Genomic DNA, 20,959 nt, shown 5'->3' on the forward strand with positions numbered 1-20,959 from the left:
CCCTAGCTCCTCTCCTCGGCGGTCAGTTCGGTGACCCGGGCCAGCAGGTGCACGGCCTCGGCCGCCGCGCCCAGTCGGGACAGGCAGACCGCCCGCCAGAACTGGGCGGTCAGCGTGGTCGGATGGGTCGGGCCGAAGGCCCTCGTGGAGACCTCGACGATCACGGCGAGCATCTCGGCGGCCTCCGTGTCGTCGCCCCGCAGGACCAGGGTCACGGCCTCGCGGAGCCGGGACGCCGCGTCCTCGGGCGGGGTCAGCCGGGCCCTGGTGGCGGAGGACAGCGACACGGTGCCGGAGACCGATCCGGCCGGCGCGAGCCGGATCATGACCGAGGAGCGGTCCAGCACCAGCGAGGTGCTGATCCCGTGCGGTCCGGGGACGTCGAGGTACTCCGGGCGGGTCGGGGCCCGGTGCGCCGCTCCGCTCGCAGTCAAGTCGTGCACCAGGGACAGGAGTTGAATCCGATCCTCGGCGGAGGGGGTGCCCAGCCGGTCGAGCACGGCGGCCGCGGAGCTCGGCCGGTGCTCGGGGCGGAGCGCGGTCAGCTCGTCGATCAGCTCGGCCAGGTCGGCCGGTAGCCCGGGGCGGTTCCCGGCCAGTCGCGGCACGCCCTCGGTGACCACCGTGTTGATCAGCGGACCGATGTCGTCCGTCGGCGCGAACGGCCGCTGGCCGGTGACCATCTGATAGAGGATCACCCCGAGCCCGTACAGGTCGCTCTGCGCCGTGGGCAGTTCACCCCGGACCAGCTCCGGCGCCATGTAGTGCGGGGTGCCGAGCAGGGCGTCGGTCGCGGTGATCACCGTCTGCTCGACCAGCCGGGCCAGCCCGAAGTCCTGCAGCACCACCCGCCCCGCCGAGGTCACGTGGACGTTGCCCGGTTTCACGTCGCGGTGCAGCACGCCGCTGCGGTGCGCCACCGCCAGCGCCGCGCAGACCGGCTCGGCCACCGCGCGGGCCGCGCCCGGGGGCAGCGGCGCGCCCCGGGCGAGCAGGGCGCCGAGGTCCGTGCCGTCGAGCAGCTCCATCACCAGGTACGGCGCACCCCGGTGGATCCCCCGGTCGTGGACGGCGACCACGGACGGGTGGCTGATCCGGGCCGTCGCCACCGCCTCCCGGCGGAAGCGCTGCTCGCCCTGCGCCACCGAACCGTGCATCAGCTTCAGCGCGACCCGCCGCTCCAGCGACCGGTCCTCCGCCTCGTAGACGGCGCCCATGCCGCCGGAGCCGATCAGCCGCACCAACCGGTACCGGCCGTCGACGACCTCACCCTCGCGCTGGTCGTGCCCCCACGAATGACCCACGCCCGTGATCCTCTCCCGCCCCGCGCCGACGGTGCAAGGCCGCCCGGTCGGCGCCGGATATTGGCTCGTCAGCGGCGGAACCCGGCTCTACCGTGGCCGCATGACGAACCGGCAGATCCCGACCACGACCCTCTGGCGCCCCACCGGTCCCGAGGAGCTGGCGCTGGTCGAGGCCTCCGGATGGCGGGCCTGGCCGCCGCGGCTGCCCGAGCAGCCGATCTTCTACCCCGTGCTGAACGAGGACTACGCGATCCGGATCGCCCGGGACTGGAACGTGCCCGCCTCCGGCGTCGGCTACGTCACCCGCTTCGAGGTCGGGACGGAGTTCCTGCGGCGCTACCCGGTGCAGCGGGCCGGCGGCGAGACGATCCTCGAACTCTGGGTTCCTGCGGAGGAGTTGGCGGAGTTCAACCAGCATCTGGTGGGCCGGATCCAGGTGGTGCACGAGTTCCGCTGAGTCCGCCTGACGGATGCCCCGGTCTCCGCCGGAAGTCGGGGGCCGGGGCGCCGTTGTCACCCTCCGGGACGACAGCGCCCGGTACCTGGTGCCCATGGTCGCGGAGGTCCCGCCGGTCGAGGATGGAGGGGACGGAGAACGCAGCGGAGGGGCGAAGGGCGATGGGCGGCAGACGGACGGCGGCAGTGGCACTCGGCGGAGCGGCCGCGGTGATGCTCGCAGTGATGGTCGCACCGGCCGTGGTCGAGCAGGTGCAGGACCGGATGGACCAGACCCGGCGCTACCCCAGCGGCGCCGCCGCCAAGGCCGACCGCACCGAGGTGCCGCGCTGGCTGCCCGACGCCGCCACCGGCGTCTTCGTGGCCGGCACCAGGGACGGCGACCGGCTGATCCGCGCCACCCTGCCCGACCGGGCCCTGCCGGCCGGCTGCGCCACCGGCCGCCCCGTGGGCGAGCTCCACTCCCGGGCCCACTGGTTCCCCAGCGACACCGCGCAGCGCTCGACCGCGCACTGCGGCCAGTACGCGGTCGCCCTGGTCGGCGACCAGCTGTACGGCTGGCAGGACGCCGTCGCGGTGGCGAGCGGCCGACCCGCCCACTGACGGGGCACAACGGGGGACGGAACGGGGCCGGTCGGCCGGGACCCGGCTTTCCGACCCCCGGGCGGATGCGGTAGGACGGTGCGCATACCCGCCACCCCGAGGAGCAGCATGCCAGGCCCGACCGTCGACTCCGGCGGCGACCGGAACGCATCCGCATCGATACCCGCGGCCGACGGCCGCACCGGCCGCCGCGACCACCGGGGCGGGCCGGCGGACATCCCGCACGCCGCCCCGTTCCCCACCGCGACGGTGGCGATCCTGGGCAGCCTCGCCGCCCTCGGACCGCTCACCACCGACCTGTACCTGCCCGCCCTGCCCGAGCTGACCGCCGACCTGCACTCGACCGCGCCCGCCGCCCAGCTCACCCTGACCGCCTCGATGCTCGGCATGGCACTCGGCCAGCTACTGTTCGGCCCGCTCAGCGACCGCACCGGCCGCCGCCGCCCCCTGCTGGTCGGCCTCGCGCTGTACACCGCCGCCAGCCTGCTGTGCGCCCTCGCCGGCTCCTTGCCGGTGCTGGTGGCCGGCCGAGCCCTGCAGGGCGCGGCCGGCTCGGCCGGTCTGGTGATCGCCCGGGCGATCGTCCGGGACCGCCTCGAAGGGGTCGGGATGATCCGCTTCCTGGCCACGATGGGCCTGATCTCCGGCCTGGCGCCGATCCTCGCCCCGGTGGCCGGCGCGCAGCTGCTGCACGTCACCGACTGGCGCGGCACCTTCCTCGCCCTGGTCGTGCTGGGCGCGCTGCTCACCGCGGGCGCGGCGCTCGGCATCCGGGAGACCCTGCCGGCCGAGCAGCGCCACGGCGACGGCCCGGGCACCACCGTCCGGGCGATCGGCGGGCTGCTGCGCGACCGCCGCTTCCTCGGCTACCTGCTGACCAGCACCTTCGCGTTCGGCGCGCTGTTCGCGTACGTCGGCGGCTCCTCGGTGGTGCTGCAGGACGTGTACGAGATCTCCCCGCAGCTGTACAGCCTGGTCTTCGCGGTCAACTCGCTGGTGCTGCTGGGCGCCACCCAGCTGAACGGCCGGGTGCTGGTGCAGCGCTTCCCGGGCCCGGTGCTGCTGCTGTCCGCGCTCGGGGTGGCCACCGCCGCGGGCCTCGCCGTCGTGCTCTGCACCACCGTGTGGGACACCGGCCTGGCCGGGGTGTGGCCCGCGCTCGCGGTGCTGATGGGCGCGATGGGCGTGATCCTGCCGAACGCCAACGGCCAGGCGCTGACCATGGCCCCGCACGCCGCCGGCTCGGCGTCCGCGCTGCTCGGCACCGGCACCTTCCTGTGCGGCTCGGTGGTGGCCCCGCTCAGCAGCCTCGGCGGCCACCCGTCGGCGACGGTGCTCGGCGCGGTCGTGCTGGGCTGCGCGCTGCTCGCGCTGGCCTCCTTCCTGCCGCTGCGCCGGTAGCGCTGACCCGGCGGCGGTGCGGTGCGGGAACGGGTCGGGCCCGGTCGGTGGCGAGTGCCACCGACCGGGCCCGACCCCTGTGCCGAGCGGGTGTCAGGCGATGGAGAAGTCGTCGCCGTAGACGTTGCCCTGGCCGTACCAGCCGTGCAGGTAGACCGTGACGGTGCCGTTGGCGCCGGTGGTGAACGGGACGGTCAGCTTGGTCCAGCTGGTGCCGTTGGCCCAGGTGGAGGCGGTCGCGCCGCCGCTGACGCCGACGTAGGAGTACGGGCCCTGGACCCAGGCGGTCAGGGTGTACGAGTGGTTCGGGGCCAGCGTGACGGTCTGCTGGCACTGGCCGGTGGCGCTGGCGGTGGGCACGACCTGGAGGGCCTTGGAGCCGCCGTGCACGGGGCTGCCGACGACCGCGCCGCCGGACTGGCAGGTCCAGGGGGCGAGGGTGCCGCTCTCCAGGTCGCCGTTGGCGAGGCTGCTGGGCGGGGTGGTGCCGGTGACGGTCAGCGCGTAGCTCGCGGTGTGGGTCTTGCCCGCGCCGGTGCCGGTGACGGTCAGGGTGTAGCTGCCCGGGGCGGCCGCGGCGGTGGTGGCGATGGTCAGGGTGGCGGAGCCGCCCGCGGTGACGCTGGAGGCGGACAGCGAGGCGGTGACGCCGGCCGGCGCGCCGGAGACGGTCAGGTTGACGGTCGCGGCGGTGCCGGAGGTGACCGCGGTGTTGACGGTGCCGGTCGCGGACGAGCCGGCCTGCACGGTGCCCGCGCCGGGGGAGAGCGCGACCGAGAAGTCGGAGGCGGTGGTCCCGCCGGTGACGGTCAGCGTGTACGTCGCCGTGTGGGTGCCGGACGTGCCGGAGCCGGTCACGGTCAGCGGGTAGCTGCCGTTGGCGACGCCCGAGGTGGTGGCGACGTTGAGGGTGGCGGAGCCGCCCGCGGTGACGCTGGAGGCGGACAGCGAGGCGGTGACGCCCGCCGGGGCGCCGGACACCGACAGGTTGACGGTCTGCGCGGAGCCGGAGGTGACCGCGGTGTTGACGGTCGCCGAGGTGGAGGCGCCCGCCGCGACCGAGCCGGCGGCCGGGCTCAGCGCCACCGAGAAGTCGTTCGCCGGCACCGAGGAGCTGGTGAACTGGGAGAAGATGTGGCTGAAGTCCCACTTGTTCTGGGCGATGCCGGAGCAGTCGTCGCGGCCGCCGGTGCCCGGGCAGCCGCCGTTGTCGCGCTGCAGGGCCCAGAAGGACAGCTCGTTGATGCCCTTGGCGACGGCCCAGTTGTAGACCGTGGTGGCGTTGGCGACGGTGAAGGTCTCGGCCGCGCCGAAGTCGTCGATGCCCAGCATCTCGGTGATGCCGATCATGTTCCACAGCTGGGCGGAGGTCTTGGTCGGGTAGAGCTTCGCCAGCTGGTTGTACAGGCCCTGCGCGGAGGTCTGGGTGTCCGCCGCCATGTCGTGCGAGGCGTTGTCGTAGTAGTCGAAGGTCATCATGTTGACGACGTCGATGCGCGCGTTGTTGGTGACCGCGTTCTTCAGCACCGCGAGGCCGGAGGAGGCCAGCCCGCTCGTGGTCGTCGGCAGGGTGTAACTGAACTGGATGGAACGGCCGTTGGCCGCCGCCCAGTCCTCGACCAGCTTGATCGCCTTGTTGCGGCGGTCGATGCCGGCGGTGTTGGTCAGCGAGTTGTCCTCGATGTCCAGGTCGATCCGGGAGATGTCGTAGGTGGTGATCAGGTTCTCGAACTGGCCGGCGATCTGGTTGACGTCCGTGCAGGAGTCGGCGATCTCGGTGCCAGTGTTGTCGGCGGTGTAGCCGCCGAAGGACGGGATCACGTCGCCGCCGCCCGCCCGGATGGTGGCGATGTCCGCGCCGAAGACCGCGTTGGAGACCGGCATCGAGGTGTCGCCGTTCCACAGCGCGGTGCAGGAGCCCTTGGTGGCGGCCTGCAGGAAGGCCATGGTGAGGTGCTTGGCGCCGGACTGGGCGGCCAGCGCGGCCGGGCTCTCGCCCGTCCAGGCTTCGAAGTACGGGGCGAAGACGTGCTGCGGCAGCGGGGTGGCGGCCTGGGCGGCGGGGGCGGAGATCAGCCCCAGCGAGGCGGCTGCCATCGCACCGGTGGCGAGCAGCGCTCCGAGTGGTCGGTGAAGGCGCATCGAGGCTCCAACTGGCATGGAAGGGTGGCCCCGGGCCGGTGGTCACACCCCCACGATGCGTCCCGGTCGGGAAGGAACAAGGCCTAATAGTTGGTCTGGACCACTCATCTGTCAAGACTCCTAACAGTTCGCCGAGGGGCCTCCCGGCAGTCCTTTACGAACCCTTGGCCATACGGTTTCTGACATGCCGTCGGCCCCGCACCGGACTGCTCGGTGCGGGGCCGACGGGCAGTGCGGATCAGCCGATGTTGGCGCTCTTCAGCCAGCTCTTGGCGACCGCCGACGGGTCCTCCTTGTCCACCGAGACCCGCTTCATCAGGCCGGCCAGGGTGGGGGTGTCGAGCTTCGCGGAGACCGCGTTCAGCGCAGCCGTCCCGGTGTCGTCCAGGCCGGCCTTGTTCACCAGCGGGGTGACGTTCTGGACGCTGAAGATGCTCTTCGGGTCGCTCAGCGACACCAGCTTCAGCTGGACGATCTTCGGGTCGGTGGTGAACACGTTGCCGATCTGGATGGTGCCGTCCTTCAGGGCGTTCGCGGTGGTGTCGCCGGTCGGCTTCCACTCCTTGAAGGTCAGCCCGTAGACGTCCTTGAACTGCTGCTCGCGCCGGGTCTTGAACTCCGGCGGGCCGCCGATCACCAGGTCCTGGGACTTGCCCGCGAGGTCCGCGATCGACTTCACGCCGAGGCGGTCGGCGGTCTCCTGGCTGAGCGTCAGCGAGTCGTTGTCCTCGGCGGCCGCCGAGTCCAGGATCGCCAGGGTGGCCGGCAGCTTGGCCTTCAGCTCGGCGTTGACCGCCGCCTTGTCGGCGGCCGTGGACTTGGCGTCCAGGTAGCCCAGCAGCGCGCCGTTGTACTCCGGGAGGACCGTCAGCGCACCGGACTGCAACTGCCCGTAGAGCACCTCCCGGCTGCCGATGTTGAACTTCTCCTCCACCTTCACGCCCTTGGCCTGCAGGGCCTGCGAGTAGATCGAGGCCAGCAGCACGTTCTCCGGGAAGTTCGCCGAGCCGACCACCACGGTCTTCCCGGAGCCCCCCGCCGCACCCGACGCCGCCGGGGCGGAGGACTTCGCGGCCAGCGGGTCGCCGCCGCCGGAGGAGGAGCAGGCCGCCGCACCGAGCAGCAGCACGGTGACGGCGACGGCGGTACGTATCGGACGGGTCGTCATACGGATTCCTTCAGCAGTGCGGGGGAGCCCGCGGGATCGTCAACAAGGCCGGTGCGCGCGCCGCGCGGCGACGCGTACCGGATGAGCAGGGAGAACAGCAGTTGGACGGCCACCGCGAGCAGCACCACCAGCAGGGCGCCGCCGGCGGTGGTGGCGAAGTTCCGGGTGGCCAGGCCGTCGATCACGTAGCGGCCCAGACCGCCCTGGCCGACGTAGGCGGCCACGGTCGCAGTGGCGATCACCTGCACGGCGGCCGTCCGGAAACCGGCCAGCAGGGTGGGCAGTGCGGCCGGCACGCAGACCTGGAACAGCGTCTGCGGGTGCGTCAGGCCGATGCCGCGGGCCGCGTCCCGGGTGTCCGGGTCGGTGCCGCGGACGCCCTCGGCGGCGGCCACCAGCAGCGGCGGCACCGCCAGCGCCGTCAGCGGCACCAGCACCGCCGCGTCGCCGACGCCCGCCAGCAGCACCGTGAGCGTCACCAGGCCCAGCGTCGGCAGGGCGCGCGCGACGCCGGTCAGCGCCGTCACCAGGAACATGCCGCGGCCCCAGTAGCCGATCAGCAGGCCCAGCGGCAGCGCGATCAGCGCGGCCAGCGCCAGGGCCTCGGCGGAGAAGGCGAGATGCTCCAGCAGGCGGTTCAGTACGGAGTCCGGCCCCGAGCGGTGCGCCGGGTCGGTGAAGAAGTCGTGCAGCCAGCCCAGCCAGTTCACCGCGCCGCCCCCTTCGCCCACGGCGCCAGCACCCGGCGGGCCGCCACCAGTAGCAGGTCGGTGGCCAGGGCGAGCAGCGCCACCAGCGTGATCCCGGCCAGGATCGGCGTCGGGAACGTCCGCTGGAAGCCGTCCACGAACAGGTAGCCGAGACCGCCCCGGCCGACCAGTGCCCCCACCGCCGCCAACGAGATCGAGGATACCGTCGCGACCCGCAGCCCGGCGATCAAATAGGGAGTGGCGGACGGAAGTTCCACCGCGACGAGCCGGCGCCACGGCCCGTAGCCCATCGCCGTCGCGGCCTGCCGCACCGGCTCCGGCACCGCCCGCAGCCCGTCCACCGTGGTCGGCAGCAGCACCGCCAGCGCGTACGCGGTCAGCGGGATCATCACCGTCTCCCGGGTGGCCAGGCCGGTGTACGGCATCAGCACCACGAACACCGCCAGCGAGGGCAGCGCGTACACCACGTTGAACACCGCGGCCAACGGCTGGTACAGCCGTGGGAAGCGGGCGCAGGCCAGGCCCAGCGGCACCGCCAGCAGCAGGCCGATCAGCACCGGGACGAGCGCCATCACGGCGTGGTCGCCCGTCAGGTCGGCCAGGTAGCCGAGGTGGTCGCCGAGCCAGTGCCAGCGGATCAGCGGCTCACCGTCCAGCATGCGGCACCTGCTCGGGCTGCGGCTGCTCGCTGCGCTGCTGCTCGGAGTGGGCGAGGGCGTCGACCACCGCGGCGCGGCTCGCGGTGCCGATCGCCCGGCCGTCGGCGTCCACCGCCACGGCGTGGCCGGACGGGGCGAGTACCGCCGCGTCCAGGGCGCTGCGCAGGGTGTCGCGGGCCGGGGCGAAGACCGGGACCGGGTGGCGCTCGGCGCCGTGCGTCCAGTGCGCCGGGCGGCCGGCCTGGTCGAGCGTCAACGTCCAGTCGCCGTAGGCGGGTTCGAGCGGGGTGAGCGGGACGGAACCGGCCGGGCGCAGGCCCAGGCCGCGCAGGCCGCGGTCGCGGCCCAGGAAGGCCGCCACGCCGGCGTCCGCCGGGGCGGTCAACAGGGTGTGCGGGTCGGCGAGTTGGGCGATCTCGCCGTGCTCGCGGAGCACCACCACGCGGTCGCCGAGCCGGACCGCCTCCTCGATGTCGTGCGTCACGAACAGCACTGTCTTGCCCAACTCGGCCTGCAGACGGAGCAGTTCCTCCTGCAGCCCGGCGCGTACCAGCGGGTCCACCGCGCTGAACGGCTCGTCCATCAGCAGCACCGGCGGATCGGCCGCCAGCGCCCGTGCCACGCCCACGCGTTGCTGCTGGCCGCCGGAGAGCTGGGCCGGGTAGCGGCGGCCGGTCTCCGGCGGCAGGCCGACCAGCTCCAGCAGTTCGGCCGCCCGGGCCCGGGCCCGCTTGCGGTCCCAGCCGAGCAGCCGCGGCACCGTCGCCACGTTGTCGATCACCCGGCGGTGCGGGAACAGCCCCGCCTGCTGGATGACGTAGCCGATGCCGCGCCGCAGCCGGGCGGCGGGCAGTTCGGCGACGTCGGTGCCGTCCAGCAGCACTCGCCCGGCGGTCGGCACCACCATCCGGTTGACCATCCGCAGGATGGTGGTCTTGCCGCAGCCGGAGGGCCCGACCAGCACGGTGGTCCGGCCGGCCGGGACGTCCAGGTCCAGGCCTCGGACGGCAACCGTGCCGTCGGGGTGGCGCTTGGCGGCGCCCTCGAATCTGATCACGGAAGGGTCCTAGGAAGAGGCCGCGGCGGGAGCCGCGGCCGGCGAAATATCGAACAATGATCTGAATACGTCGTGTGTCCGGCTTCCCGCACCGTCATCACTGCAAACCTTGATCCACCGAACGGGTGGGCAGCCCGGCCGCCGCCCAGGCGACGAACCCGCCGTCCAGGTCGGTCGCCCGGCGCAGCCCCAACTCCCGCAGCGACGCCGCGGCCAGCGAGGACGCGTACCCCTCCGAGCACACCACGATCCACTCCACCTCGTGGTCCACCGCCTCCGGGATCCGGTGACTGCCCGTCGGGTCCAGGCGCCACTCCAGCACGTTGCGCTCGATGATCAGCGCCCCGGGGATCTCCCCCTCCCGGGCCCGCTGGGCCGCCGGCCGGATGTCCACCAGCCGCGCCCCGCGCGCCACCGCCGCCCGCGCCCGCTCCGGTCCGGGCCGGTCCAGGCCCTCGCGCGCCTTCGCCACCAGCTGATCCACCGTCATCACCACTGCTCCGGTCCTTCCGTCGCGGTCTGCACCAGGCCGGCGGCCCGCAGCTCGTACCTGGACATCTCGTCCAACGGCGGCGAGTAGGCGTGCAGGGTCACCGCCGGCCCCTGCGAAGTGTTGCGCACGTCGTGCAGGTACTGCGGCCCGAACGCCCGCTCGCTGCCGGACGCCAGCCGGCGCACCGTCAGTCCGTGCTCGGGGCCCGCCAGCGCCAGCTCCTCCAGCTCGCCGAGCGCCACCGTGAACGCGCCGCGCGAGCCGCCGTGGTCGTGGAACCCGGTGGACTGCCCCGGCAGCCAGCTGATCAGCCACACCTCGTAGTCCGCCGCCAACTCCAGCCGCTCGTACCAGCGGTCCTCGCCGGACAGCCGCACCCGGTGCAGCCAGCGCTCGGGGCGCTCGGCCAGGTCGCGGACGATGCGGCGCAGCGCGTTCGGCGACAGCGGCGGGCGGGGATCCTCCGCCGGGGCGGAAGCGGGGGCGGTGGCAGCCAGGTCGATGCTCATGAGGTCCTCCGGGGTGTGCCGGGGCGGCCGTCGGCCCCTGTCCCGGTGCGGGCGGACGGGGCGGCGGGGCGGCGAAGACGGGGATGACGAGGGGTGCGCCGCCGGACAAGCGGTGCGCGGGTGCTGGTGCACGGGGCCCGCGCCGACCCTGGTTCAACTCACAGGACGCGCGCGGAGGTCACACGGCGAAGGTCAACAGGCACACATGTCGCTCGCCTGGCGTCGCAGGTCGACGTGCAGGCGGCAGACCAGGAAGGTGCCGGAGTTCATGCCGCCGATGGTTCACGACGCGGTGGCGGCGCGTCAAGTTCCGCCGCGCGGATGGTCGAATGGTGGACGCCGGCGTCTTGCGAGTCGGACATCGGGGTGCTCGGCGCACCTGGCCGCACCGCCGCTCGGCAGGCCGAAGGCCCGCGCTCCGGGGATGGGCGCGGGCCGTCGGGGTTCCTGCGGGGTGGATCAGTTGTCCTGGCCGGCGTTCTCGTCGGCCTGGGCGGCGGCGCTGTCCGCCGCGTCCACCTTCTGCTGCATCTGCTGCACCTGCGCGTCGTCCCCGCCGGTGCCGCCCGTCTTGTCCGCGGCCGGGCCGCAGGCCGTCAGCAGGGCGGCCGAGGCCAGCGCGAGGGCCGCCAGGGCCGCGCCCGCAGCGCTGCGCCGGCGGGTCACTTCCCGGCCGCCGGGGCGTTCTTCGCGCACCAGTCCGCGACCGAGGCCAGGTCCGCCTTGCGGGTCTGCAGGGTCGGCAGCAGCGAGCGCCGGAACGTCAGCCGGTCGTTCAGGTACTTCTCGATCTCGGCGTGGCCCTCCTTGTGCGCGTTGTCGACCCGCTGCTGCAGCCGCGCCACCGACCCCTCGACGGTCGCGTCCCCGTTCAGTCGGGTCAGCGCCTTGTCGATCCGCTCCTGGGTCTTCGGCAGGCGCTTGCAGATCGCCTTGGCCCCGTCGCCCTTCGGCGCGCTCCCCGCCGCCTGCGCGGGCCCGGCCGCCAGGAACGCGCCCGCCATCGCCAGCACCGCGGCCGCCGCGGCCGTCCGGTTGATCCGCATGGGTCTCCCCTTTCCACTCCGCTCCCGGCCGGACTCCCCGGCCGGTACGGACCGTACGGAGCCTTCTTGTGGAAACCCTGTGGAACCCGGTGCCCGGACGCACCGCGGTCCGGCGGTCCGGCGGCTCAGTGCGGCGGGGGCCCGGCCGGCTGCTCGACGATCAGCAGCGTGCCGGTGCTGCCCGCCCGGACGGCGTGCTCGACGCCCGCCGCGACCCACCGGAGCTCCCCGGCGGCCAGGTCGACGTCCGCGCCGTCCACGGTCAGCCGCAGCAGTCCGTCCACCACCAGCAGCGCCTCGGGCGTGTCGTGGCGCTCCGGCGGGAGCGGGCGACCGTCCATCCGGAGCAGCTTCAGCTCGGCACCGGCCACCCGGCCGAGCACCGCCGACCGCCACGCCTCGGGCAGGTCGGCGGCGGTGCGGGGAAGGTCGATTCGATTCACGGCAGGCCTCCTGGCGGGTCGGCGACCCCGGGGCTCGACAGAGCCGCCGGGGGCCTCCCGGGTGCGGTTCACGGATGCGGCCGACGCTACGCCGCAGCGGCGCGCCGTTGGTCGACCGTTCGGTAAAACCTTCCGCCGGCCGCCGGCCGCCGTTCGGTGTTGCGCCGGTGACTGCTCGTCAGGACGGGCGCGGGACGTACGCCAGGCCGTGCGCGCCCGGCTCGCCCTGCTTGCGGATCTCCAGGCGGGAGACGCGCTCGAAGGTCTCCAGGTCGACCACGTCGACGGTGGAGGACTCCACGGCGGCCAGGTAGCCGAGCCTGCCGTCGGGGGAGGAGGCCAGTGTCAGCGGGAACCGGCCGGTCTCCAGCGACGCCCGGCGCTCACCCGTGGCCGGGTCGAACACCGTGAGACGGCCCGGCAGTTGGCGCCCCAGACCGGCGCCCATCGGGCTCTCGGTGCGGACCTCGCCGACCAGCAGCGCGCCAGTCGAGGTCAGGTGCACGGGCAGCACCGGCGCGTCGGTCGGCAGCACCGCCGTCACCGTCCGGGTGGCCGTGTCGATCACCCGGACGCCGAACTGCGGGCGGGGCTCCGGCCCGGCGGCGAAGCCCAGGTACGGCCCGGCGACGTACACCCGGCTGCCGTCCGCCGACACCGCCAGGCCCTCGCTGCCCGGCACCGCCACCTTCGCCGTCAGCGCCCCGCTCGCCAGGTCGACCACCGAGACGAACGGCGTCTCCTTGTTGGTGGCGTAACCCGTGCGCCCCGCCGGATCGATGGCGAACCAGTGCGGGCCCGGCGCCCCGGTGTCGATCCGGCCGACCGCCTTCCGGGCGGCCGCATCGACCACCACCACTCCACCCGGACGGTCCGGGCCACCCTCCACGCTGACGTACAGCAGCCCCCGCCGCGCGTCCAACGCCAGCCCGTGCGGCGCGTGTTCGGGTGCCAGGTCGATCACCGCCACCACCCGCCGGGTGTCCGGGTCGATCGCCGTCAGCTCGCTGGCCCGGCCGCTGTTGGCGTGGTAGTACCCCGACTTGTACGCGGTGGCGCACCACAGCAGGCGGCGCTCCGCGTCGAAGCACAACTCGTGCGGCTCCATCGGGACTTCGACGTCCCCCAGGAACGCGTCCGAACCGGCGTCGAAGAACGACACCGTCCCACCGCTCTGGCTGACCACGCCCAGCACGTCCCCGGTCCGCTCTTCCTTCATCATGCATTTCCCCTTCGAGGAGTTGACGAGAGGTCAGGCAGCTCCGCTTCCGGCTGCCTGTCCGCCTCTTCCACTCTCCGTCCGGGCCGATTCCGCGACAATGCAGGAATCGGCAAGCAATTCTTGCGTCAGGCGTAAACTCCCAGCTCGTGGACCTCAACCTGCTGCGAGTGCTGGACATCCTGCTCCAGGAACACAGCGTCACCCGGGCCGCCGAACGGCTCGGCACCTCCCCGGCCGCCGTCAGCCGCAGCCTCGCCCGGCTGCGCCGCGCCGTCGGCGACCCGCTGCTGGTGCGCGCCGGACAGCACCTGGTGCCCACCCGGCGGGCCGTCGAACTTCAGGGCGAGGTGGCCGAATTGATCCGCGGCTGCGAACGCGTGCTACGCCCCGGCGCCGGCTTCGACGCCGTCCACCTGCACCGCACCTTCACCGTCCAGGCCGCCGAACTGGTCCTGGCCGGCCTGGCCGGCGACCTCACCGAACGGCTCCGCCGCGAAGCCCCCGGCGTCGACACCGTCTTCCTGCCCGAGGCCTACGAGGACGGCCCCGCCCTGCGCCAGGGCCTGGTGGACGTCGAGCTCGGCGTCCTCGGCCGCCTCGACCCCGAGATCCGCACCCGCGCGCTCACCGCCCGCCCACTGGTCGCCGTCGCCCGGCGGGACCATCCGATCCTCGCCGCGCCCGTCGACGCCCGACGCTTCGCCGCCGCCGACCACATCGGCGTCTCCCGGCAGGGCCGCCGCGACGGCCCGATCGACCGCGCGCTCGCCGCCCTCGGACTGCGCCGCCGGGTCGCCGTGGTGGTGCCCAGCCACACCGCCGCGATGCTGCTCGCCCGCGACACCGACCTGATCGCCCTCGGCCTCGCCGACTGGCTCCCCGGCGCCGTCCACGACCTGGGTCTGCGCACCTTCCCGATCCCGCTCGAACTCCCGCCCCTGGAACTCGGCCTGGCCTGGCACCCCCGCAACGACGGCGACCCCGCCCACCGCTGGTTCCGCGACCACCTCGCCGCCGCGGTCCTCGGCCTGACCGGCTAGCGCTTCTCAGTCAACCAGTCGCGTTCGAGCGGTAGTTGGACGGTCTGATGGTCGGGGTGGAGCAGCGGGAGGCGGACCTCCAGCCGGCAGCCCGGGGCGTCCGGGCGGTCGGTGGCGGCCACCGATCCGCGGTGCAGGGCCGCCTGTTGGGCGACCAGCGTCAGCCCGAGGCCGGAGCCCGGGCTGTCGGGACGGCGGTGGAAGCGGTGGAAGACGGCGATCCGCTCCGCGGGCGGGATGCCCGGGCCGCGATCGTCGACCGTCAGGCGGACCGTGCCCCCGTCGAGGCGCAGCCGGACGTCCACCTCGGACGGTCCGTCCGCGGGCCCGTCGGTGGGCCCGTCGGTGGGGCGGCCGTGCACGGCGGCGTTGCCGAGCAGGTTGGCGAGCAGGATGCGCAGACCCGCGTCCCAGCCGAACACTTTCGCCTCGGAGGGGAGTTCGGCCTGGAAGACGGTGCCCGGGTGGCGGCGGGACGCCTCGGCGACCGCCGCATCCACCAGCTCGGCGAGATCCACCGGGCCGAACGCGGAGACCTCCACCAAGTCCCCGCGGGCCAGCGTCGACAGCGCGCTCAGCAGATCCAGCATCCGGGCGTGGTCCTGCTGCAACTCCTCGACCACCTCGGCCCGTTCGACCGACGGCAGGTCCGGATGGGCGGCCAGCACGTCCAGATTGGTGCGCAGACTCATCAGGGGCGTGCGCAACTCGTGCGAGGCGGCGGACGAGAACGACCGCGCGGTGTCCAGCGCCTGCTCCGTCCGGCCCGCCTGCTCCTCGTACCGCGACAGCAGCAGCGCGATCGCACCCGAGAGTTCGTCCACCTCGGCGGTGCCGGTCCTGGCGTGCGCGAACACCGCCTGGCCCGCCCGCGGATCCAGCGCGGCCGCCCGCCGGCCCAGTCGGCGCAGCGGCAGCGTCGCCCGCTCCGCCAGCCCGAACGCCACCAGGCCCGAGAGCGGCGCCGCCAGCAACGCCACCAGCAGCACCCGCCGCCGGACCGCCCGCACCTCCTCCGACGGCTCCCCGGCCGGGGCCAGCACCCACAGCGTCCCGGCCGTGCCGCCGCTGTCGATCCGCACCGTCAACACGCGAAGATCGGAGCTCTGTTGATTTATCGTCACTGCCGCGCCCGGATCGGCGGGCAGCAGCCGGGGATCGTCCGGCTGGGTGCCCGCCGTCAGCAGCACGGTGCCGTCCGCCGCCGCCACCCGGACGCCCGCGTCCAACGCCGCGTCCAGCACCTTGCGCTGCTGGTTCTGCTCGGCCTTCGGGCGGCCCCTGCTGTCCGCCGCCAGCAGCGCCCGGGCGTTCGGCAGCAGCGCCGCCGCCCGCGCGTTGAGCTGCGCATCCTGCCTGCGGTGCAGATCGGAGTTCACCAGCGGCAGCAGCAGCACCCCGGCCGCCACCACCAGCAGCGGCACCAGGACGGCCGCGCCCAGGGCGATCCGCGTCGACAGCCTCATCGGGCCGAACCGCCTTCGCCGGCCCCGCCGTCACCGTCGCTCGGCGGCCGCAGGACGAACCCCACCCCGCGCACCGTGTGCAGCACCCGCGGGCGGCCCCCGGCCTCCAACTTCCGCCGCAGGTAGGAGACGAAGGTGTCCACGGCGTCGCTGCGCACCTCGAAGTCGTAGCCCCACACCCGGTCCAGCAGCAGCTCGCGGGAGAGCACGATGCCCGCGTTCCTGGCGAGTTGCGCGAGAAGCTCGAACTCCCGCCTGGTCAGCCGGAGTTCGGCGTCCAGCCAGAACGCCTCGCGAGTCTCCGGGTGCACCCGGAGCGGGCCGACCCGAAGCACGTCCTCCGTGGGCTGGGGCGGGCGGCGGCGCAACAGCGCGTGCAGGCGCAGCACCAGCTCCTCCAGCGCGAACGGCTTCACCAGGTAGTCGTCGGCGCCCGCCTGGAGGCCGGCGACCCGGTCCGCGGTCTCGTCCAACGCGGACAGCATCAGCACCGGAGTGTCGTCCGCCCTCGCCCGCAGCGTCCGGCACACCTGCGTACCCGGTACGCCCGGCATGCCGACGTCCAGTACCAGCACGTCCGGCGGCAGCTCGGCGATCCGTGCCAGTGCCGCCGCCCCGTCCTCCGCCACCGCGACCCGGAACCCGCTCAACCGCAACCCCCGCTCCAGGCTGCGCCGAATAGCCGCGTCGTCATCCACCACCAGCACCAGCCCGGCCGAACCGCCCATCACGCACCTCCATCCGCGCCCCGCGACTCTCGCACAGCCAGACGCCACCCAGGCTCCCGGGGGTTGCGACCGGCGCGCTCCGCGCGGCCCGGGGCAGGGGGAGGGTTCCGGGCCCGCGGCGCTCGCACAGCCTGACGGGGAGAAGGCCGCCCGGGTTGCGGGGGAGTGCGCTGCGTGAGGTCCGAAGGAGGTCGACCGTGGGCGGCGGACCGGCGGGGCGGGATGGGGTCAGGGCCGGTCGTGCCAGGAGAAGGCGGCGATGCGCCAGCCGGTCGGGGTGTGGACGAACTGGAAGGTCTTGGTGCCGGTGCCCTCGTAGGGTTCGCCGTCGAGGAGGCCGGACTTGCGGTACTCGCCGATGCGGGAGGCGACGCCGCCGGCGATCTCGGTGCGGGCGGTGGTCTCCCACTCGTGGAACTCGGTGAGCCGGCCGTCGGAGAGCAGGAGTTCGCGCGGGGCGATGAAGTCCTCGACGCCGTAGACCGCGTAGGTGGGCGCGGTCACCACGATGACGCCCTCCGGGAGCATGAGCCGGCGGAGGCGGGCTAGGTCGGCGGGGCGGCCGTTCCGGTTGTCGAAGGCGCCGAAGAACTCTGCGGTCAGCCGGTCGAGTTCGGCCTCTGCGGTGGTGGTGTCGAGCATGAGCCGAACAGTAACATTGCACACCTCGGCCGGGGACACCGATCAGGGAGAGACCATGGCGCCGGCACTGCCCACCCCCTCGCTGTCCACCGCCCGCCTCCGGCTGCGCGCCTTCGAGGACGCGGACGCGGGCCCGCTCTTCGCCCTGCACAGCAGCGCCCGTGTCCTGCGCTACTGGGACTCCCCGCCGTGGAGCGATCGCGGGCGGGCGGCGAGGTTCCTCACGGCGTGTCGGCAGATGGCGCAGGAGGGCACCGGGGCGCGGCTGGCGGTGGAGCGCGCCTCGGACGGGGCGTTCCTCGGCTGGTGCAGCCTGAGCAACTGGAATCCGGACTTTCGCAGCGCCTCGCTCGGCTACTGCTACGCCGAGGCGGCGTGGGGTCACGGCTACGCGACCGAGGCCGCGCGGGCCCTGCTGCGGTGGGCCTTCGACGCGCTGGACCTGAACCGCGTGCAGGCCGAGGCCGACACCCGCAACCTGGCGTCCGCCCGGGTGTTGGAGAAGCTCGGCTTCGTGCGGGAGGGGACGTTGCGGGAGGACTGCGTCGTCAACGGCGACGTCTCGGACTCGTGGGTCTACGGGCTGCTCAGACGGGAGTGGCAGCCGTCGTCGGAGCCGCCCCGCGGAGCGCCGGCCGGCTGACCGAGCGGCCTGCCGACCGGGGCCCGCCCCGTGAACCGACCGGTGGCGTGGGCGTGTTGTGGGTAGGGTCGGTGGGAGCTGTCGGCGCGGTGGAGGGGGTCTGTCGTGGTTCCGGGTGTGGAGATCGCGGTCGGTTACGTGTTCGCCTGGGCGGTGCGGAAGGCGCGGCTGGTGGCGGGCCGGGCGGACGCGGAGGTGGACCGGGCGGTGGAGGCCGGGATGGACCGGGTCCACCGGGTGGTGAGCGGGAAGCTCGGAGGGGACCAGGCGCTGGCCCAGGTCGAGGAGGAGGCCGGGGCGGAGCCGGCCGAGCTGGCGGCGGAGACGCGGCAGTGGCTGGAGTTGAGCCTGAACCGCGCGGCGACGCGGGACGCGGAGTTCGCGGCCGCCCTGGTCGCCGCGGTGCAGGCGGTCCAGAGCGCCGAGAGCGCGGAGAGCGCGGAGGGGCCACGGCGGGCGAGGGCGGCATCGCGATCGGCGGGAACGTGAGCATCGGCGCGACGGGCGCCGGGTCGGTGGCGGCGCTGCGGATCGCCGGACCGGTGACCGTCGGCGTGCCGCTCCCGGCCGAGGACTGATCGCTCCCGCCGGGGTCGTGCGTGTGCGGTGAGGATCCCAGGGACGTGGAGTGCCGGCCCGTCGGAGAGCGGGACCGGCGGGCAGAATGCCGGGCATGGCTATCGACTACCGGCGTGCCGACGTGCTGTTGCTGGAGTGCCCGTTCACCGGGACGACGGTCTCCGCGGTCTCCCGCTTCCACGTGTCGGTGCGGTGGCCGTGGTCGGAGGTGGACCCGCCGGCCACCGGGTTCCGGTGGAACGGCGACCGGGCGCTGCCGACGCCGGAGGCGCGCGAGTGGGAGCTGTTCCGGACGGAGCCGCCCGAGACCGCGCTGCGGACCGGGGACCACTGCCGGGTGGGGGTGCCCACGACGGTGGTGCACGTGGCGGGCGTGGTGCACTTCGATCCGCCGCAGGTGACCGGGCTGCTGCCGCGGCCGGCCTGCTACCTCGATCTGCTGCCGCAGGGCGCGGCGTACGACTCGGACCTGGAGGACCAGGCGTACGCCCTCGATCCGGCGGGCGCCGAGCCGATCCGGATCCAACTGCTGTTCCGCCCCTACGCGTTCCTCGAACCGGGCGACGAGCTCGTTGACTGCGGCGGTCGGGCCTGGCGGTTCGACGCGGCCTGGGAGTGGCACCCTCTGGACGACGGCGAGGAGGGCGTCCCGGCCTGGCCCCTGGTGCTGACCTCGCGCGGCGGCGAGCCTTCGGCGGAGGAGGCCGCGACGGTGGCCGGCGCGACGGCGGTGGGGAGCCATGCGGCGGAGGCGAACCGCTGGGCGGGACTCACCCTCGCGGAGCCGGTCGCCGACAGCCGCTGACCCCGCGCGCGCAATGGCGTTGCCGCTGCTCGGGTACGTGCCTGACACTTCGTCGCATGAGCTCTGTGATTCGCCACGTGACCGTCGACAGCCTCGACCCGTACCGCCTCGCCTCCTTCTGGTCGGAGGCCCTCGGCCAGCCGCTCCACGAGGACGACCACCCGGGCGACCCGGAAGCCCTGATCGAGGCGGCCGGCCTGCTCTTCATGACCGTGCCCGAGAAGAAGGCCGCCAAGAACCGCATCCACTTCGACCTCCAGCCCCAGGACCGCACCCGTGACGAGGAGGTCCTGCGCCTGCTCGCCCTCGGCGCCACCCTGGTCGACGACCGCCGAAACGAGGACGGCACCGGCTGGGCCGTCCTCGCGGACATCGAGGGCAACGAGTTCTGCGTCGAGCGCAGCAAGGCCGAACGCGCGAGCTGACGGCCCGCTGCGGATCGGGATGGCCCGGCGGGATGCCTGTGCGGCGCTGGACTCGCTCCGTGATCCGACCGCCGTGTCGCAGTCCGACCGCCCGGGGCGGCACATCTTCCGGACCCGCGGTCTGATGGTGAGCACCGGCTGGGGTGGACGTGTTCGCGTTGCCGGCACGGGAGGTCGTTCGCCGGGTCGGTGGACTCGTGTCCCTCGAGGAGGACCCCGGCGCCGAGGGCTGCCACATCGCGCACGACCTGCTGCTCAGCTTCTGGCGGCCGTTCGAGGCCGACGACGATCCGTCGGACGAGCAGGGCCACTACTTCACCACGGTCCTGCTGGCGCGGCCCGGCTACTACGACACCCCGGCCCAGGCTGCGGAGCGCTTGCGGCAGGACGCGGGTGACGGTCCGGCGGCGGTTCGGTCGGGGGACCGGTGAATCCTTTTCGGGGGGTGGCCTCTCTTATGGGCACGCACCGGCGGGTCGGCCGTCGGGTGACGGGGTTCGGAGGAGAGACGATGGTTGTCGGGATCGCGGTCGCGGTGGGTGCGGTGCTGGTGTGCTCGTGTGCGCTGGTGCTCAAGCGGAAGCGGGGGAGCCGTGGTTGAGACCGGCTGGCCGGGCGAGGAGGTGATCGTGGCGGCCCGCGGGGGCGACACCGAGTCGCTGGCGGTGCTGGTCGAGGGGGCCCATCCGAACGTCCGGCGGTTCGCGTACTCGTTGTGCGCGAGTCCGGAGGATGCGGAGGACGCCGCGCAGGAGGCGCTGATCATCCTGTACCGGAAGGTGGGGATGCTGCGGGCGTCCGGGGCGCTGGCGTCCTGGCTGTTCCGGATCGTGCGGAACGAGTGTCTGCGGCGGGCGCGTCCTGCGCGGGCGGTGGCGGCCGGGCCGGAGGACTTCGCGGGGGCCGTGGACTCGGCGGAGGAGGAGGCGCTGCGGCGGCTGGACACCGAGCGGGTGAGCGCGGCGATCGCCGCGCTGCCGGCGGACCAGCGGCGGGTGCTGATCATGCGTGATCTGCAGGGGCTGGGCGGTCGGGCGGTGGCGGAGGCGCTGGGGCTGAGCACGGCGGCGATGAAGTCCCGGCTGCACCGGGCCAGGGCGGCGGTGCGGGCCGAGCTCGGGGGGCCGCGGTGAACGGCGGTCAGGACTTCGCGAGTGCCAGCGTGCCGCGTCATCTGGTGCGCGGCGCCGTCGGGTTCGGCGCGATCGTGGCGGGGGTGGTGCTGGTGCCGCTGCTCGGCTGGGCGGCGCTGCTGCTGGTGCCCGCCGGGCTGTGGGCGCTGCGCGGCTGCCCGATGTGCTGGATGATCGGGCTGGCGCAGACGGTCTCCCGCGGGCGGGTGCAGCGCCACTGCGGCGACGGGGTGTGCACCGTCAGCCTGCGGAAGCCGGAGGTGAAGGCGGGCCGGTGAGGCGCTC

26 protein-coding genes are annotated in these 20,959 nt (G+C 74.0%); 11 read left to right on the forward strand and 15 right to left on the reverse strand.

Annotation, left to right across the window (positions count from 1 at the left end; genetic code table 11):
• Positions 1-2: 2 nt before the first annotated feature.
• On the reverse strand, positions 3-1,304 hold the full coding sequence (locus BX266_RS28805) for a serine/threonine-protein kinase (RefSeq protein ID WP_099904501.1): 1,302 nt from the start codon (positions 1,302-1,304) through the stop codon (positions 3-5).
• Between the two features lie 100 nt (positions 1,305-1,404).
• Between BX266_RS28805 and BX266_RS28810 the strand changes: the two genes are divergently transcribed.
• The 3 genes from BX266_RS28810 (at position 1,405) to BX266_RS28820 (ending at position 3,764) form a co-directional block, all read left to right on the forward strand.
• Positions 1,405-1,761 carry a hypothetical protein gene (locus tag BX266_RS28810; protein ID WP_099904503.1) on the forward strand — a complete coding sequence of 119 codons (357 nt, stop codon included), beginning with the start codon at positions 1,405-1,407 and terminating at the stop codon, positions 1,759-1,761.
• Between the two features lie 185 nt (positions 1,762-1,946).
• Positions 1,947-2,363 (forward strand): hypothetical protein, encoded by a 417-nt coding sequence (locus BX266_RS28815; RefSeq protein WP_099904505.1) that lies wholly within the window; start codon positions 1,947-1,949, stop codon positions 2,361-2,363.
• 108 nt (positions 2,364-2,471) lie between these two features.
• A complete protein-coding gene (locus BX266_RS28820; protein WP_099904507.1) occupies positions 2,472-3,764 on the forward strand; it encodes a multidrug effflux MFS transporter in 1,293 nt (430 codons plus the stop codon).
• A 93-nt stretch (positions 3,765-3,857) separates the two neighbouring features.
• Here the strand turns inward: BX266_RS28820 and BX266_RS28825 are convergent, their stop codons facing one another.
• The 11 genes from BX266_RS28825 to BX266_RS28880 all read right to left on the reverse strand — a co-directional run bounded on the left by BX266_RS28825 (position 3,858) and on the right by BX266_RS28880 (position 13,213).
• A complete protein-coding gene (locus BX266_RS28825) occupies positions 3,858-5,906 on the reverse strand; it encodes a glycosyl hydrolase family 18 protein (RefSeq protein WP_099904509.1) in 2,049 nt (682 codons plus the stop codon).
• 238 nt (positions 5,907-6,144) lie between these two features.
• A complete protein-coding gene (locus BX266_RS28830; RefSeq protein ID WP_099904511.1) occupies positions 6,145-7,074 on the reverse strand; it encodes an ABC transporter substrate-binding protein in 930 nt (309 codons plus the stop codon).
• Positions 7,071-7,805 (reverse strand): ABC transporter permease, encoded by a 735-nt coding sequence (locus tag BX266_RS28835; RefSeq protein ID WP_259464900.1) that lies wholly within the window; start codon positions 7,803-7,805, stop codon positions 7,071-7,073. The genes BX266_RS28830 and BX266_RS28835 overlap by 4 nt, the downstream gene beginning before the upstream one ends.
• Positions 7,781-8,443, reverse strand: a complete 663-nt coding sequence (locus tag BX266_RS28840) for an ABC transporter permease (protein WP_099904513.1) — start codon at positions 8,441-8,443, stop codon at positions 7,781-7,783. The genes BX266_RS28835 and BX266_RS28840 overlap by 25 nt, the downstream gene beginning before the upstream one ends.
• Positions 8,430-9,500, reverse strand: coding sequence for an ABC transporter ATP-binding protein (locus BX266_RS28845; RefSeq protein WP_099904515.1), 1,071 nt, complete (start codon positions 9,498-9,500; stop codon positions 8,430-8,432). Before BX266_RS28845 ends, BX266_RS28840 begins: the two co-directional genes overlap by 14 nt.
• Before the next feature lie 97 nt (positions 9,501-9,597).
• Positions 9,598-9,990 carry a rhodanese-like domain-containing protein gene (locus tag BX266_RS28850; protein ID WP_099908414.1) on the reverse strand — a complete coding sequence of 131 codons (393 nt, stop codon included), beginning with the start codon at positions 9,988-9,990 and terminating at the stop codon, positions 9,598-9,600.
• Positions 9,990-10,502 carry a cysteine dioxygenase family protein gene (locus tag BX266_RS28855; protein WP_099904517.1) on the reverse strand — a complete coding sequence of 171 codons (513 nt, stop codon included), beginning with the start codon at positions 10,500-10,502 and terminating at the stop codon, positions 9,990-9,992. Before BX266_RS28855 ends, BX266_RS28850 begins: the two co-directional genes overlap by 1 nt.
• A 459-nt stretch (positions 10,503-10,961) precedes the next feature.
• Positions 10,962-11,168: a hypothetical protein gene (locus BX266_RS28865; RefSeq protein WP_099904519.1), complete on the reverse strand. Its 207-nt coding sequence runs from the start codon at positions 11,166-11,168 to the stop codon at positions 10,962-10,964.
• On the reverse strand, positions 11,165-11,548 hold the full coding sequence (locus tag BX266_RS28870) for a hypothetical protein (RefSeq protein ID WP_099904521.1): 384 nt from the start codon (positions 11,546-11,548) through the stop codon (positions 11,165-11,167). Before BX266_RS28870 ends, BX266_RS28865 begins: the two co-directional genes overlap by 4 nt.
• Before the next feature lie 125 nt (positions 11,549-11,673).
• The gene (locus BX266_RS28875; protein WP_218969274.1) at positions 11,674-11,991 is read right to left on the reverse strand and encodes a cupin domain-containing protein; all 318 of its coding nucleotides are present in this window, start codon (positions 11,989-11,991) and stop codon (positions 11,674-11,676) included.
• Positions 11,992-12,169: 178 nt separating this feature from the next.
• Positions 12,170-13,213, reverse strand: a complete 1,044-nt coding sequence (locus BX266_RS28880; protein ID WP_099904523.1) for a YncE family protein — start codon at positions 13,211-13,213, stop codon at positions 12,170-12,172.
• Positions 13,214-13,359: 146 nt separating this feature from the next.
• Here BX266_RS28880 and BX266_RS28885 point away from each other — a divergent pair, with 146 nt between their 5' ends.
• Positions 13,360-14,253 carry a LysR family transcriptional regulator gene (locus tag BX266_RS28885; RefSeq protein ID WP_099904525.1) on the forward strand — a complete coding sequence of 298 codons (894 nt, stop codon included), beginning with the start codon at positions 13,360-13,362 and terminating at the stop codon, positions 14,251-14,253.
• Here BX266_RS28885 and BX266_RS28890 read toward each other — a convergent pair.
• The 3 genes from BX266_RS28890 to BX266_RS28900 form a co-directional block, all read right to left on the reverse strand.
• Positions 14,250-15,719: a HAMP domain-containing sensor histidine kinase gene (locus tag BX266_RS28890; RefSeq protein WP_099904527.1), complete on the reverse strand. Its 1,470-nt coding sequence runs from the start codon at positions 15,717-15,719 to the stop codon at positions 14,250-14,252. The genes BX266_RS28885 and BX266_RS28890 overlap by 4 nt on opposite strands.
• Entirely contained in the window at positions 15,716-16,447 is a 732-nt protein-coding gene (locus BX266_RS28895; protein ID WP_099904529.1) for a response regulator transcription factor, read from the reverse strand. The genes BX266_RS28890 and BX266_RS28895 overlap by 4 nt, the downstream gene beginning before the upstream one ends.
• A gap of 228 nt (positions 16,448-16,675) precedes the next feature.
• Positions 16,676-17,089 carry a DUF4440 domain-containing protein gene (locus BX266_RS28900; protein ID WP_099904531.1) on the reverse strand — a complete coding sequence of 138 codons (414 nt, stop codon included), beginning with the start codon at positions 17,087-17,089 and terminating at the stop codon, positions 16,676-16,678.
• 55 nt (positions 17,090-17,144) lie between these two features.
• Between BX266_RS28900 and BX266_RS28905 the strand changes: the two genes are divergently transcribed.
• The 7 genes from BX266_RS28905 to BX266_RS28935 all read left to right on the forward strand — a co-directional run bounded on the left by BX266_RS28905 (position 17,145) and on the right by BX266_RS28935 (position 20,952).
• Complete coding sequence (locus tag BX266_RS28905; protein ID WP_099904533.1) at positions 17,145-17,732, forward strand: GNAT family N-acetyltransferase; 588 nt, start codon at positions 17,145-17,147, stop codon at positions 17,730-17,732.
• A 117-nt stretch (positions 17,733-17,849) separates the two neighbouring features.
• On the forward strand, positions 17,850-18,221 hold the full coding sequence (locus BX266_RS28910) for a chromosome partitioning protein (RefSeq protein ID WP_120314434.1): 372 nt from the start codon (positions 17,850-17,852) through the stop codon (positions 18,219-18,221).
• 184 nt (positions 18,222-18,405) lie between these two features.
• Positions 18,406-19,116: a hypothetical protein gene (locus tag BX266_RS28915; protein ID WP_180290651.1), complete on the forward strand. Its 711-nt coding sequence runs from the start codon at positions 18,406-18,408 to the stop codon at positions 19,114-19,116.
• Positions 19,117-19,172: 56 nt separating this feature from the next.
• Positions 19,173-19,541 (forward strand): VOC family protein, encoded by a 369-nt coding sequence (locus BX266_RS28920; protein ID WP_143687023.1) that lies wholly within the window; start codon positions 19,173-19,175, stop codon positions 19,539-19,541.
• Positions 19,542-19,738: 197 nt separating this feature from the next.
• A complete protein-coding gene (locus BX266_RS40240; RefSeq protein ID WP_259464901.1) occupies positions 19,739-19,972 on the forward strand; it encodes a hypothetical protein in 234 nt (77 codons plus the stop codon).
• 162 nt (positions 19,973-20,134) lie between these two features.
• The gene (locus tag BX266_RS28930) at positions 20,135-20,674 is read left to right on the forward strand and encodes an RNA polymerase sigma factor (protein WP_099904539.1); all 540 of its coding nucleotides are present in this window, start codon (positions 20,135-20,137) and stop codon (positions 20,672-20,674) included.
• Positions 20,675-20,703: 29 nt separating this feature from the next.
• The gene (locus BX266_RS28935; RefSeq protein WP_310794813.1) at positions 20,704-20,952 is read left to right on the forward strand and encodes a hypothetical protein; all 249 of its coding nucleotides are present in this window, start codon (positions 20,704-20,706) and stop codon (positions 20,950-20,952) included.
• Positions 20,953-20,959 lie beyond the last annotated feature (7 nt).

Origin of the sequence: Streptomyces sp. TLI_171 (genome assembly GCF_003610255.1) — a bacterium.
Lineage (GTDB): Bacteria > Actinomycetota > Actinomycetes > Streptomycetales > Streptomycetaceae > Kitasatospora.